This is a genomic window from Mesorhizobium sp. WSM4849 (assembly GCF_055811385.1).
On record NZ_JBVVPW010000018.1, the window covers coordinates 78584 to 92515 of the forward strand.

At 57.3% G+C, this 13932-nt stretch carries 11 protein-coding genes and 3 pseudogenes; 6 read left to right on the forward strand and 8 right to left on the reverse strand.

What is annotated here, in order from left to right; all coding sequences use genetic code 11:
• The first annotated feature begins 54 nt into the window (after positions 1-54).
• Genes AC0L3L_RS20980 through AC0L3L_RS20990 form a run of 3 tightly spaced genes read left to right on the forward strand, consistent with a single transcriptional unit; the run spans position 55 to position 3259 of the window.
• Positions 55-1335, forward strand: coding sequence for an O-antigen ligase family protein (locus AC0L3L_RS20980; protein ID WP_473638981.1), 1281 nt, complete (start codon positions 55-57; stop codon positions 1333-1335).
• On the forward strand, positions 1332-2297 hold the full coding sequence (locus tag AC0L3L_RS20985) for a glycosyltransferase family 2 protein (protein ID WP_473638982.1): 966 nt from the start codon (positions 1332-1334) through the stop codon (positions 2295-2297). The genes AC0L3L_RS20980 and AC0L3L_RS20985 overlap by 4 nt, the downstream gene beginning before the upstream one ends.
• Complete coding sequence (locus tag AC0L3L_RS20990; protein WP_473638983.1) at positions 2297-3259, forward strand: class I SAM-dependent methyltransferase; 963 nt, start codon at positions 2297-2299, stop codon at positions 3257-3259. The genes AC0L3L_RS20985 and AC0L3L_RS20990 overlap by 1 nt, the downstream gene beginning before the upstream one ends.
• 184 nt (positions 3260-3443) lie before the next feature.
• Here AC0L3L_RS20990 and AC0L3L_RS20995 read toward each other — a convergent pair.
• The 6 genes and pseudogenes from AC0L3L_RS20995 to AC0L3L_RS21020 all read right to left on the reverse strand — a co-directional run.
• Positions 3444-3716: pseudogene (locus AC0L3L_RS20995) on the reverse strand (hypothetical protein); the annotation flags it as partial.
• Positions 3717-3753: 37 nt separating this feature from the next.
• Positions 3754-3947 (reverse strand): annotated as a pseudogene (locus tag AC0L3L_RS21000) (transposase domain-containing protein); the annotation flags it as partial.
• A gap of 212 nt (positions 3948-4159) precedes the next feature.
• Positions 4160-5296, reverse strand: coding sequence for a glycosyltransferase family 4 protein (locus AC0L3L_RS21005; protein ID WP_473638984.1), 1137 nt, complete (start codon positions 5294-5296; stop codon positions 4160-4162).
• Positions 5297-5376: 80 nt separating this feature from the next.
• Entirely contained in the window at positions 5377-7245 is a 1869-nt protein-coding gene (locus AC0L3L_RS21010) for a Wzz/FepE/Etk N-terminal domain-containing protein (protein WP_473638985.1), read from the reverse strand.
• Between the two features lie 569 nt (positions 7246-7814).
• Positions 7815-8030, reverse strand: coding sequence for an exopolysaccharide production repressor protein (locus tag AC0L3L_RS21015; RefSeq protein ID WP_473638986.1), 216 nt, complete (start codon positions 8028-8030; stop codon positions 7815-7817).
• Positions 8031-8488: 458 nt separating this feature from the next.
• Positions 8489-8611, reverse strand: a pseudogene (locus AC0L3L_RS21020) (molybdate ABC transporter permease subunit); the annotation flags it as partial.
• Between the two features lie 136 nt (positions 8612-8747).
• Between AC0L3L_RS21020 and AC0L3L_RS21025 the strand changes: the two are divergent.
• The gene (locus AC0L3L_RS21025) at positions 8748-9983 is read left to right on the forward strand and encodes a polysaccharide biosynthesis/export family protein (protein ID WP_473638987.1); all 1236 of its coding nucleotides are present in this window, start codon (positions 8748-8750) and stop codon (positions 9981-9983) included.
• 162 nt (positions 9984-10145) lie between these two features.
• Here AC0L3L_RS21025 and AC0L3L_RS21030 read toward each other — a convergent pair whose 3' ends face one another.
• Positions 10146-11138: a glycosyltransferase family 2 protein gene (locus AC0L3L_RS21030; RefSeq protein ID WP_473638988.1), complete on the reverse strand. Its 993-nt coding sequence runs from the start codon at positions 11136-11138 to the stop codon at positions 10146-10148.
• A 574-nt stretch (positions 11139-11712) separates the two neighbouring features.
• Between AC0L3L_RS21030 and AC0L3L_RS21035 the strand changes: the two genes are divergently transcribed.
• Complete coding sequence (locus tag AC0L3L_RS21035) at positions 11713-12387, forward strand: protein-L-isoaspartate(D-aspartate) O-methyltransferase (protein WP_123147269.1); 675 nt, start codon at positions 11713-11715, stop codon at positions 12385-12387.
• Between the two features lie 151 nt (positions 12388-12538).
• On the opposite strand, the gene AC0L3L_RS21040 is transcribed toward AC0L3L_RS21035, so the two are convergent.
• Positions 12539-13165 carry a CDP-alcohol phosphatidyltransferase family protein gene (locus AC0L3L_RS21040; RefSeq protein ID WP_473526342.1) on the reverse strand — a complete coding sequence of 209 codons (627 nt, stop codon included), beginning with the start codon at positions 13163-13165 and terminating at the stop codon, positions 12539-12541.
• 263 nt (positions 13166-13428) lie between these two features.
• Here AC0L3L_RS21040 and AC0L3L_RS21045 point away from each other — a divergent pair, with 263 nt between their 5' ends.
• The gene (locus AC0L3L_RS21045; RefSeq protein WP_473638989.1) at positions 13429-13902 is read left to right on the forward strand and encodes a phosphatidylglycerophosphatase A family protein; all 474 of its coding nucleotides are present in this window, start codon (positions 13429-13431) and stop codon (positions 13900-13902) included.
• Positions 13903-13932: the final 30 nt, after the last annotated feature.

A 13932-nucleotide genomic window follows, 5' to 3' on the forward strand; every position in this document is an offset into this window, starting at 1 on the left:
TGTTTCCGGGAAAGAGAACATGCTAAAAGAATATCGCGCCGCGAGGGGGCTGTGATGCGTTATCTCCTCACATTCGCGATACTGAGCCTCTTCCTGCCAATCAGGCTCGAGACGGGTCTTGTATTGCTGCGTCCGTTCGAGCTGATCGCATTGCTGATGCTCGTGATTGGCCTGGCGACGGGGCGTTGGCGAAATTTGGCTTTTTCAGCCGGTTTTCTACTGCTCCTGCCCTTCTTGGGCTGGCACATGGTCTCGGCCTTCAGCGTGGACGCAGAGAATGGCCTGCGCGAGCTGTTGCAGATGTCCACTGTGGGCGCCTTTGCGTTCGCCATCGCACAGGAGGCTAGATGGCTCGAGACGCAGAAGGCCGTCAACATCTTGCTTTTCGGCATGGTGCTGATTCTCGCCTATACGATCACCTGGCATGTGGCTCATGGCTACTCGGTCGGCTGGAAGCACTTGGCCGACCCAAGGCTCGTATTCACCTTCCTTCCAATTGCGCTCGCGGGGCTCCTCCTCTTCGCCAAACGGGGCAAGCGGCGCGGCCTTTGGTTTGCATGGGCAGGGATACTTCCCCTGCTCCTGCTATCCGGGGAACGCAAGGCGTTTTTGATCTATCTCTTTCTGACCGCTGCGCTTCTGATGCGCGGACGGCTCGCTGCGATGGTACCAGCGATCGCCGCCGGCTTCGTGGCACTTTTCGTGCTGTCGACCACGATGGATAACGCCTATGTCGAGAAGCAAATGCAGACCATTCTCGATCCGCTGAGCATGGGGCAATACGAATACTTGGTCGCGACGGGGAAATATGCCCCTGGAGACACCCCGAGCAATGTCCAGCGCGCGTTTGCTTTCACTCTGTCCAGACAACTCATCTCCGAACATCCACTGATGGGCGTGGGTACGAACCAATTCAAGAATATTATCGATACGGAGTTCAGCGGACTTCCTGACGAGTTGCGGCTGGGGATACATGGCGAGTTTCAACGCATCCTCACCGAGAACGGCATCATTGGGCTCAGCCTCTATATTCCCATATGGATTGCTGCGTGGTTTCGCTTAAGCCGTACTCTAAGCTGGGCCCTTTCTCACGGATTGATCGGAGCGGCCCAGGCACGGCTTCTGCCCCTCGTGCTCCTTGTTCCTTGCGCCTTTTACGTTGGAACAGAAGCCTCCGGCACACGAGCTTTCGTCACGCTAACCCTTGTCTCGCTCCTGCCTGAATTGACGCGGCACGGGCTTTGCCTATCATTGCACAGGGTGCGGAGGAGCCACCCCAGGAGCATGAGACATCCTCGATTTCTCGCGAGCCCCTTGCCAGGAAACACGAGATGAGTGTTTCGGTTATCATGACATGCCACAATGAAGAACGCTTCATCGTGCAGGCAGTGGAAAGCGTGATTAATCAGACCGCGTCGAGCCACATCAAAGAGATCATCATTGTGAATGATGGCTCAAAGGACGGCTCGTCGGAAGTGATTGCATCGCTGGGTCGCAGGGAGCCGCGCGTACATGTCCTGACGACGGCGGGTATCGGGCTTTCATCGGCGAGGAATCTTGCCATCAGACATGCTGCCGGCGATCTTATTGCAATTCTCGACGGCGATGACTTCTGGGCCGAGGACAAGCTTGAGCGTCAATTAGCCGTCTTGGGCAATGGCTGCAAGGCAGGTCTTGTCTATGGCGATTTTGTCGATTTTTCCGCTCCGGATCTGTCCGATGCTCTACACGTCGCCGTGCGCCGCTATCGCGCGGACCAATGCGATACGCTGCCGACATATTTTCTGCTTGATGGGCCGATTGTTCCTTCCAGTATGGTTATGCGGCGGGAGATGGTCGAAGATATCGGGTTATTCAACGAGGCATTCAGGGCTGGAGAGGATACAGAGTTTTGTCTGCGCGCAGCCGAGCGTTGGACATTTCAACACGTAGCCGAAGCACTCGTCTATAAACGGCGCCATGGCTCGAACATAACCCGCAGACTCGACGCGCTTCTGCCGGTAGCCGAACGCCTCACGCGAGAATGGGTCATGCGACGGCCGGAACTTACGCACCTCGCGCGTCGGCGCAACGCGCGTTTGTACGCGAAGGCGGGCAATGATTGCGTGGCTCAAGGCGAAAAGAAACGCGGAGCGCGCTTGCTCATTCGCGCGATGTGGCACGATCCATTGTCCTGGCGCGTCTACGTTTACATCCTTCTTAGCGTCCTGCCGAGGGGCGTGGATCCGCAGGTGCGCCGCGCAGCCAAGCTGTTGTTCTACCGCGCCCTGCGCAAAGACTTTGCTGACGGCTCTTAATGATGCTGGCGGAATGGCGAGAGTTCGAGCATCTCATGCGGCAGCCCGGGAATCCTTCCGTAGCGATTATTCTGTACCGCGACGGCAGGACCATAACGGAGGCGAAATCAGAGCTCTCCGATGCGCAAACGACCGATTATCCGGTTGTGCATGGTCAGCCGGCACTGATCGATTTCTCTTGCAGTCTCGTGCGTGCCGATGTGCTGACGGCAAGTGGCATCTCAGCCATAAAGAGGCGGCCGAACTGGCTGAGGATCACCAAGGGGTGGCTCTTCGGAACTGCGAATCTTAGCGCGCGCAACGTTGTCAGCTTTCGCGATCACGTTCTCTCCCATGGGATTGAGCGCCCCCTCGTGCTCATGATCGGCGCCGCAACCAAGGGGGCGGGGACCGATGGCCTTTATGAGACCGAAGCCGTTCGACAGATTGCATTCGACATCTACCCGTCCGCATACACGCATTTCATCGCGGACGCTCATCAGATTCCGCTTGCCAGCGGCTCGGTGGACGGCGTCTGCATTCAGGCGGTCCTCGAGCATGTGATTAACCCGGAACAGGTCGTTTCAGAGATATCTCGCGTGCTCAAGCCCGGCGGTCTCGTCTACGCCGAGACACCGTTCATGCAGCAAGTGCATGAGGGCGCATATGATTTTACGCGCTTCACTGAGGTCGGACATCGCTGGCTGTTCCGGAATTTCGAAACGATCAGTCGCGGAGCGCTCGGTGGACCCGGCTTGTCTCTCTACTGGGCGGCGAAATATTTCGTACGTGGCCTTACCCGGAGCCGGTGGCTTGGTGACGTCTTTAGTCTTCCCTTCGCGCTGGCCGCGCTCATGGACGGCATGATCAGAGAGGATCACAAGATTGACGGCAGCAATGGAGCCTATTTCCTGGGAAGGCTCACCGGAACCAGTATCCCACTGAGCAGCATTGTCGACGAATATCGGGGTGCTCAACGCTAGTACCGGGGATCACTAATGAATGTATAGGGACACCGTCGGGCAGCGACCTAAACTAAACTTTCCCTCCCCTAGTGGGCCTTGTGGGTAGGGATTAAGGGGTTGCGAGGTCTTTGGGCGGGTAAGACTGGGAGATCTCCCGACCCCACCACAAAGGGGAGGCGAATTCCGCACGCACGATCGGGCAGATGCGCTCGATCATTTCCAGATCGCATTGGAAATCCAGGAGGAATTGTCGAACACCGCCCTCCCAGGTCCGTACGTCTGCGAGGAACTCCTTCAGGCTCTCGGTGAAAGTAGTGATTCCCTCGTCGGTTCGTCGGTTCCGTCGTGGGGCGTAGATCATTTCGCCGTAGTCGATATTGTCTGAGTTGCTGGCGATTTCCTGGAGGAGTTCGAGGTTCTCGCCGATCAGCGTTGCGACGTATTCGATCGTGTAGACCGTGGTTGGGCGTGCCATCAGGCGGCCTCTTGCCGGGTGTTTCCGGTGGGCTTCCAAGTCTGGATACGGGGATGTTCGGGATCCGGGCGAGGACATCCGCCAGCCAAGCCTGAGTGCCGATGTCGTACATCTTTGCCGTAACGATCAGCGAATGAACGCACCGCGATCTCCACCGCGCTGCGATCCGGCGAAGAGCCATGCCTTTCGCCCCAGAGCGATACCGCGCAGAGCGCGCTCGGCGGCATTGTTAACAAAGGCGTCAACGAGCTCGAACGTGTATCGGTGCAGCTCGCCGAGCTTGATAAAACTCTCGCCAAACAATCGCTCAAGGATCACGAGCTCTCCGGTTGATGACGATACCGGGCGGACTTCCGTGGTTGCTTCAACAATCCTTTCATCGTTTGGCGATATTCATTGGTTCCCGACTCCGGAAAAGCTGAGCAGCTACTTTGGCCTCGGGCTCAGCCCCATTTCAGCTCCGGAAACGTCGCGCATGCACAGGTTGCCCAGTCGAAGGTGCGTGCCCGTGATTTGGCAAGAGCACCGTCGTGCTCACGCAGTTCTGCATTGGCCACATAGGTTGCTATCGCGCGGGCCATCGCGTTCACGTCCTCCGGGGGCACCAGCACACCAGTGGAGTCCATGACCTCGGGTATGCCGCCGACGGCCGTCGCTATCGAAGGACATCCTTGCGCACCGGCCTCAACCAACACTAGCCCGAAGCCCTCGATCTTTCCCTGTAGCTCTCGTGCGAACAATGTGTGGCACGCCGCACGGCGGTATAAGCGCTTTAAGTCGTCGTCGGACAGCCTACCGGTAGCGATCACTGGAACACGAGTTCGTGCTGCTTCATCCAATATCTTTGAGGCATAGGCCTGATCTTCGGCCCGTCCAGCCATCACAAAGATCGGATTGTCTAATCCGTATTCATCGCGCGCGCTCGCGATAGCCCGGACAGTTTCCAACTGGCCCTTCCGAGGCTCGATACGTCCGACTGCGCAAATGACGCTTGCAGCTTGTGGTACAGCTGCAAGTTGCGGGTGTTCAAAATTCCCATGGATTGGCTGAAACCACATGGGATCCACGCCGAGATACGTGACGACACCCTTCCGGGGCATTCCAAAACTTTCGGAAAAGATCCGCAGCGTCGCATGTGAGTTGGCGAAAACGACCTCTGCTCCTTCGTAGGCGCGGCGTACAAACCGAAAAAGGATGGAATCGGTCCTGAATTTGCTGACTTCGCTGCCATGAATCATCGCTCGATACCCTCTGCGATGGAACGGTCGTAGCACATATGTCACAAGTACACTGCGTATGTCGGCGACCAAAAACAACCTGTCCTTAGGAACGTTGCGCAGAATAGAAAGCGCCCGCAGCGCCCCGAATGGAGAAATTTGATGATGCCGCAGAATGCGATGGGTATCCGGCTCCTGGGGAACGGCAGGAAGGTCAGGATAGGCAGGCGCTATGACGGTCGCAGCGTGGCCACCAGCACGAACGATGTCGACCAACCGTGCGGCGTATGTTCCGATGCCACCAGGAAATGGATGATATTCGTACGTCATCAGGATGATGCCGTGCGGAGGCTGAGATATCATGGGTCAAGAACTCCCAACGCCGCCCGCCTCGCCTTTAGCCGATATGAGGGGATACTGTAGGGGGGCTGCCTGCTCCACAACTAGGCCTGGTAATACCGATGGTAACGTTCACTATAAAATTCGGCGCTGCCGAACTTTTGGTACCGCTTGATTCTTTTGGTATCAACCTTGTTGAGCAGAACGCCGATGCATTTATCCGCCAGGATCGGGTTGTTGTCGAGGATTTCGCGCACGAATGTACGAGCTGTCACACCCCATTCAACAACCAGAACAAGGCCGTCGAGGTGCTGGACAAAGGACCTCACGTCCGCGACTGGAGCCAACGGGGGCAAATCAACCACGACGTAATTGAACATGGGGCCCACCTTGAGCAGAAAGTCGCCCATTTTCTCGATAGGCTGCACGGTGTTTGCGAGCTTTTGTTGGCTCTGGTTCACGCCGGGCAGGAACCTCAATGGCAATGCCTGATGGGCCAGCAAGTCTCTCGGATTGAGTTCTCCAGCCAACAAGTTGGCCAGGCCTCGTTCCCAGCCGTTGGCTAACATAGGGGACAAGCCCGGATTGTGGATATCGGCATCGATCAACAACGTCTTACAACGCTGCATAGCAAGAACCATCGCTAAATTAGCAGCGACCAGAGACTTCCCTTCTCCCGGGAGGCAAGAAACGATGCCGAGCGCCTTGGTGCTCTTCGTTGGTAACTCGACGTCAACAGCGACTTTCACAGTTCGCATCGCTTCAGCGAATTCCGAGCGCGGATGTTGCTCTACCCAGTTGAAAGCGCTGTTCCCCACCTCGATGAATGACGGCTCTCCAGCCGCACGATCGTGCTTGTTTCGGCGAATTGGCTTCCCGTCCAGTAATGGGATCATTCCGAGCGTCTCAAGTCCGAGCTCATCGCGCACTTGAGCCGACGTGCGGAAAAAGCGCTCCCGGTACTCCCGAATTCCGCCCACACCGGCGCCAACCATGCCGGCGAGCACGACGCAGATCGCCAACGTAAGACTGCTGTTCGGATAACTCGGTCTGCCGGGGGTTGGTGCCTCCGAGATAGTCCGCGCCTCCGTCAACGCCATCGAAAGGTTCTGCAGGCTCGCTTGGTACTGCTGCAGGACCTGTTCATATTGCGACTTGAGAGAGGACGCCTCAAGTTCGAGCTGGCGCAAGGTAACCAGCGTTTCCTTGGTCAGCGTATTGTCTGTTCGAAACCTGTGGATTGCGAGCTCGGCATCGACCGATCGCTTCCGCACCGTCTCGAGCTCTTCCGCCAGTGCGCCACGAGCTCGGATAATCGACTCGTCTTTGGCTCCGACTTGGTCAGAAATATAGATTTCTGCATACTTACTGGCTATTTTTTGCGCCATTTCGGCGCTAGGCGACCGAAATTGGACTTCCAGAATGTAAGAAAGCCCTACACGAGCTACCGTTATATTCTCAGCCAGAATGCCAAATGCCTGCCATCGAGGATCGGGTCCTCGCGCGGCACTCGATTTCACCGGCGCTCCGCTTGCTTCGGAACTGCCGATGAATGGCCACCGAGCGACCGATCCTGTGAGACTGTTGAGCAATGAATATGGCGCCGACAAGAAAGAGCGATCGGTAGCAAGACCGAGGCTGTCAACGACCTTTAGCCCGATGCGGTCGGAAAGCAACAATTCGACCTGACTCAGCATCATCGGGTCAAGCTGTGCGGAGCTTCCGCTCTCTGTTAACTTCGTTACGATGGATGGCTGGTTCTTGTCGATCAGGATTCTGGCGGTCGACTCGTACAAGGGCACCTCGGCCCAAAGATACGCCAGCCCCAGCACAAGTCCTGCGAGCGCGCATGTAAGGACGAATCTCAACTGCCGTAGCGCTGCCGCCACGAGTGTTTCGAGATCAATCGTTCCCCACTGAGGATCGCCGAATGTGAAGGCAGAATCCGGGTGTTTTTCAACTTCGCGGAGCATAAGCCTTCAAACCTGTGGGATGAGACTGGCAGCGCATTGGTAGTGACAAACACCATACCACATTATCTGACTAAATGTCTGCAAATTCAGTATCGACGCCCGCGGAGCACAGGCACACCCAGGCACACCGCTCGGGCGGGCATCAGCCCGCTCTTCGCTAAAGGCGCAACTCCTAACCTTGATGCAATAAACGAAACCTCACGCGGCCCATGCTCCGACTGCCGCAATTCCGCTGCATGTCGTAAGCTCCAATTGAAGGAAGAAATTGAGTCGTATTGCCAAATGGCAAAACATCTGAGCAAGAGACTCCGGGCTCCGGTTGAGCCTGTCCTGCGGGAAACAGGAATGGCTCGTCGATCACAGACGCGCGATAACGATCATCGCAAGTGCATTTGGCGCCTCGCGGAAAGCCTCTCCGGTGCCCGAATAAGACAGGCTGCAGTCACATTTTGTTTCGTGGCGTGGGGTTTCATCTTGCTGATCGTCCTGCTCTAGCAGCCGGAGCCTATAAAGGCGGAGGGGGGGCCCGCCTCACTTACTAAGTGGCTCGGCAGTTGCTCCCTTTCGGCTCATCGCGCGATGTGTGATTTCGGAGTCACCGATTTTTTGGAGACCGAGCGCCACACTAGCAGCATGACAGCAACAAAGTACCCGATCTGTATCAAGATCCCACAAATTAACGTTTGGACAAACGTGCTCCAGAGGGAGACGGTGAGCAAATATGTACTGATGGCGAATGCCAACAGTACTATGATAAGGCCTCGCAAAAAAGGCAAAAAGGACATCACCGTCCCACTCGCAGCCGCGTGGCGCGCTCCTTGGCTATCCAGGCCTCAGCGCGTTAACCATCATAACATACCGGAACGGGTCAGAGCGACCAATATATTAGCAGATGCGAATAACTGCGCCCCAACCTGTGCCAGGACGCTTCCAGGCGCGACCAACTCCCGTTCGGCAGCCAAGAGAGGTTTGCCACACGGACCGGCCATGCCATGCGATGTGGATTTAGGAAGAGGCTGAGTCGAGTTGTGTGCGCCAAGTTGAACAAAAATGGGATGGCTTCGACGTTGGTGTGTCCGCCGCGCAGCTTCCGTGTTTAGCGGAGCGGCGGATATGGCGGCCGCGCCTCAGGCGGCCAATGCCGCTCAGGCCACCAGGACGCGACTGCCATCAGCAGTTAGCGCGCCGACCGGCTGCTCGCTGGCCGGCGGTGTCGCTTCCGATCGGCGACACGATGGTGACGTCAGCCATAGCGTGTGCGGCTCCACGACTGCACCAGATTGACGACCAGGGGCATCGCGAACGATGGCAAAACCATAATCGCCGCGATCGCGGTGGCCGCCGGATAGTTGTATTCTTCCAGAGCGTAAATTCGCCTCAAAGGAATGGCGTTGTGAGAAAGGTCTGCGTCGATGTCATGCTCAAGCATTGCGGGGTGAAAGTGAATGCTGAATAGATCGGTGCGCTGGATGCGGGCAGGCAGCTGCGCTGCGCTCGCATGCATGTTTTTGTTGTTTGCATACGCGATTCCGTCGAATGGCCTTGCCCTAGCAGAGGAGCACAATGTCGGCGAGTACCGTCTGCAGACTGGCGACGTGATCGGCTTCGCTGTCATAGGCTATCCCGAGATGCAAAAGCGAGCTGTGATCGACCAGAGCGGTGTAATCGTGTTGCCGGTCCTAGGCCCGCTAAACGTTCTCGGGAAGACAATAGATGATGTTCGCAAGGAGGTAATTGAGGTTTTAAAGCCAAAATCCCTTCCGCAACGATCCACCGACGGCACTGAGACCTGGACTGGTTTTTATCCGGATCAGATTGTAGTTGATATTGAGGAATACCGACCCGTCTATATTGACGGGGACATTGCCTCTCCTGGGACTCAGACCTTCAGACCAGGAATGACTGTCCGACAAGCTGTGGCGACTGGCGGCGGCTACGGTCGCGGTGGACTTCAAAACCCTGAAATGACAGCAGCGGACCTTGGCGGCCGCCTCCACATTGTGCGCATCAAGTACCAGGAAAGCGAAATCAAAGCTGCTCGCATAGAGGCGCAGCTGAGCGGCGCGAGAGCGATTGCGCTTCCGGACGCAGAACGTGACCCGAGCCTCGAACCTCGTCGCGACGAAGCTTTGCAGCAGGAGGGGAAGCATCTTGAAGCTGTCTATGCGGATCAGGAGAAGGAGCGCGCTTCAATTAAGTTGGCCGCAACCAAGGCGGAGGAACGAATGGGCTATCTGAAGGAGCAGCAGAAGGCGGATCAAGCGGGCGCAGCCGCAGATGCGGCGGAACTTGTTCGCCTCAAGAAGCTCTTCGAAAAAGGTCTGATCCCGATCACTAGCGTCAACAATGCTCAACGCGCAGTGCTCTTGTCAGCGACCCGCGCTTTGCAAACCAACGCTGAGATCGCTCGACTTGAACGCGACCAAGGGGATTTGCAGCGCAGTCTTGATAAGCTTATCGACCAGAGTCGAATTGACCTGTTGGCTAACTTGCAGACTGAACGCGCGGCAATGACGCAAATGCGCGCTGAGATGGATTCATTGACCAAACAAATCGCATACGTGATGCAGATGCGCAGCGACCTTGTAGGCGAAGGGGACCGCATTACGATCGGTGTAACCCGCTCCACTGACGGACGGGCAGCGACGACGGAGGCGACTGAAGATACTCTGCTTGCTCCGGGTGACACCATCACAATTACGCTGGAGGCGCCACCAGGAGCGGCGGTCGCGAACTAAACAACTAAATGTTGTATAGAGGCAGCGTAGTTGCACGTTATACGTGTCCTATGGAAATGTGGTAACATTGTTCTGGTGGCCGCTCAGGGATGCGCCGCCAATGCCTGGCATCAAGCATCTAGCTTCAACAGCTCCGGCTCGTGCATCCGAACAGGGACGCGCTCACCTCTCTAGATAAATCTTTTCATAAAGAGGCCGAGACTCGGCGTTTCGCATCCGTTTCACTCGAACTTTGATCCAGCGAGGAACCAGCCCCCGGCAGCAGACGTCGACCGTGTGAGGCAGACGTGAAATAGCCGTGCGCGGCTCCAGGACAAAGAGCTTCTTCGACAGATACCAGGCTGCGGAAGGCCGCCCTTGAATCAAAGCCCTCACGGCAAGCGCATTGATCGTGTCAAGCAGATGGGCATTGAGATCGCCCCCAAATTGCGGATATTTCTCGCGAAACTCGGCTAGGACAATTTCATACGAACGAAACATCTGCATGACATCGCTCGACATGTTGCCGATCGTCCTCCGGTAACCCACAAGATGTTGGGGCACGACACGAAACTCGTAATTCTCCGCTATTCTGAGGCACATTAGAAGATCTTCGCAGCCTTGTGCGTTCCTCGCCCTCAGGGAAGGATCAAACTGTCCCGCCCGCTCGAATGCGGAGCGACGTACAAGCATGGAACTTCCGTTACCGACAAAGTTGTTTCTGCACATGCGTTGCAGCACGCGACCATCGGCATCGGGCTGTTTGACTGAAAATATCCGACCGTCCTCGTCGATCTCCGCAAACCAGCAATATGCCAGGCCAACTGACGAGCCTCCTTCCTGCAGGACGCGCAGTTGCAGTGCGATTTTGGATGGAGCCCAAAGATCATCCGCGTCCACGAATGCTAGCAACTCCGCATCGGTGGCAGCGGCGCCGCTGTTGCGTGCGTGCGCAACACCCGCGTTCGGCTGCCTGAAAAGGCGTATACGCCGATCTTGCTCGGCATAGGCGGCCACGATTGACGCGGACCGGTCCGTCGACCCATCATCCACTACGATAATGTCCAGCGCCTGGTGGCTCTGCTGGCAGATGCTGGTCAGCGTCGGGAGAATGGTTCTCTCGGCATTGAACATGGGCACCACGACGCCTATCACAGTGGCATTGTGCTGGCTCATTTGCCTTCGTCTTCTCTCACGACGTGGTAAAATGGCACATCAGGGCCGGTAGTTCCATCAGATTTCACTACTTTAGCTGATGAGGATTCAACCACGACGGCCGAGCGGCAAGGCAGAGGCCCCCGGCGAGTTCCACTCAGCACTCCTGGAAGCGATAAAGTAGCGGCCTCCGGACTTTAGCTGGATATTTAGGAACTTTGATTGTGTAGGTGAGTGAGGAACCTCCCGAACCGCCTGTCGCGGCATCTGCTGCCGAAGCCATGCAGCAGTCGCAGCATCGGTGAAACAGGCGTCCACTACTACAACGACAACGCCCCGGTCGAGATCGCCCGCTGCCCACGCATGCACGCGATTCAGCCGTTCATCGTTCAATCACCGCGATCCAGGACATACCGTTATGGCGACATGGCACCGGATCTCCGGGGCCGCCGACGATATCTATCAAGATGCAACGCCAAATTTACCTCTGGTCGCCGTAGGCCACCCGCAACTGGAAACGATGCCGGGCGTTGCTGTGACGAACAGGATATAAGCCTATCTGGCAGCAAGCCTGGTTGAAGAAAGCCCGACGGTCATGAAGCCAATGAACGAAGAGCATCTCGCAGTGCTACGCAGGCACATGGTCGAGATGATTGCAATCCATACCGACCTTGCAAGCGAAGAACTCGGCAAGGCGGCGCTCGATGAGCGCGTGATGGCTGCGATGCGGCGAGTGCCGCGGCATCTCTTCGTGCCAGCCTCGGTTGCGCCTTATGCCTACCAGGACATGCCGCTGCCGATCGGCTTCGATAAAACCGTCTCGCAGCCGTTCATCGTCGCTCTCATGACTGATCTCCTTGCTCCCCAACCGCACGAGGCGGTGCTCGAGATCGGCACCGGGCTGGGCTACCAAACCGCAATCCTCGCGGAACTCGCCGGGCACGTTTGGAGCGTCGAAATCATCGAGGAATTCGCAAGCCACGCCGAGACTCTCCTGCAGGGCCTCGGTCTATCCAATGTCAGCATTCGTGTCGGGGACGGGTCTCGCGGCTGGCCCGAGCACGCCCCATTCGACAAGATCCTGGTCACCGTTGCGGCTGGGCGGGCGCCACCGGCTTTACTTGATCAGCTCAAGCCGGGGGGACGCCTGGTTCTGCCTGTCGGACCTGAGGAAGTGCAGTTGCTGACGGTCATCGACAAGAATTCGGCAGGGCAACTGAAGACTCGCAAACTCATCCCGGTTCGGTTCAGCCGGCTCGAAACGGTCTAACGACGGTGCGGACATCTGGCCCCACAGGGTCAGCAACTTCGCTATGCCCAGAGATGACGCAGGCCGCGCCAGGATTGATTTTAACCCGACTGTGCCCGCGACAGCGCCTCGCGTTTTCCGCCGCCCAAAGCCAGTATGGGTTCTCGCGGGCTCACGGCTGCTTCGCGTCCGCTCGTTTGAGCATCGCAAATGCGCGATTGATCCGTTGCACAGCTGTGGCGTTTGCCAGCAGTGCGTAAAGCGCGAACCCGCCCGTCAGAATCCAGGGCGAAGCGGCGCCCTTGGCGGTCGCCAATCCGTCGGCGACTAGCAGCACGCAAATGAACACAAGGCGTTCCATCCGTTCGAAGAAATCCGGCCACGCGTGGTTTTCTATAGGGATTTCGATCGCCGTCCGCGCCTTGGCGTAGCTGGTGAGGATCCCGCCGGCGAATGCGATCATTGCGATCGCCCACAGATCGGCGACCCAGCCTATTGCCGCGAAAACGGCAAGTTCCTGATAACGGTCGGCCATGGCGTCGAAATAACCGCCGGCCTTGGTGCTCATATGTCTGCGACGGGCAACCGCGCCGTCCAGCGCGTCGAAGGTGAAGGCAAACGCGAGGCAAAGGCCAAAGGCAAGGCTTGACTGGTGGTACAGATAGGCGGCGCACGACAGGGCCACGAGCACTAGCCCGCCTGATGTTACCTGGTTCGGAGTCATGCCGATCCCGACCAGCGGAGAAGCGGCATGCTCCCATAGCGGGTCGATACGACGTTTCATGAGACCGGCGATCATGATTACTCGGCTCCTCTGATGATGTCGTTGCGCGGAGCTTAACCGGCAAATTGCGGGTTCGTTCCAGCCCATCGGCACCGTTCGAGTTGGTCAACGCGGGCCGAGACCGGCTCAGACGTCTTTCCCAGTTCAAGCCAGCAGCGTTTCTTTGGCGAATGCGGCCAATGGATTAAGGTAGCCAGAGGCTGCCAAGCTGGCAGCGAAACGGAAAATTTCGTTATAACCCATATTCGCAATTCGCGGGGAAGCCGTCCGAAAACTCCATGCGTAAATTTCTGCCTAAGTTTGCTTACCTACTCGCGACCTCTGCCGGCGCAGGATTATCTCCGGTATGGCCGGGCACGGTCGGCGCGGGCGTCGGAGTGGCTCTTGCCGCGCTCCTGATACCTGCATCGCCTTGGCTGATCGTGCTTGCCTACATGGCCGTATTCGCCGTGGGAGTATGGGCGTCGTCGCATGTCATCTCCCGTACCGGGACGGAGGATCCGCAGATCGTCGTCATTGACGAGACCTTCGGCACCGCCGCAACGCTTTCCATGCTGCCGCTCGACCCGGTCTGGTGGGCAGCAGGTTTCCTTGCTTTCCGGTTTTTCGACGTCGTCAAGCCTTGGCCCATCGGCGTCGTGCATGAGAAAGTAAGGGGTGGGGTCGGCATCATGCTGGACGACGCGGCTGCAGCTGTGGTCGCCGGCGCGTTGCTGCTTTTGCTGAACGATTTGATTCAACGTTTGCCGTAACCTGCCACAGTCGAGGGAAAAACAGACCTC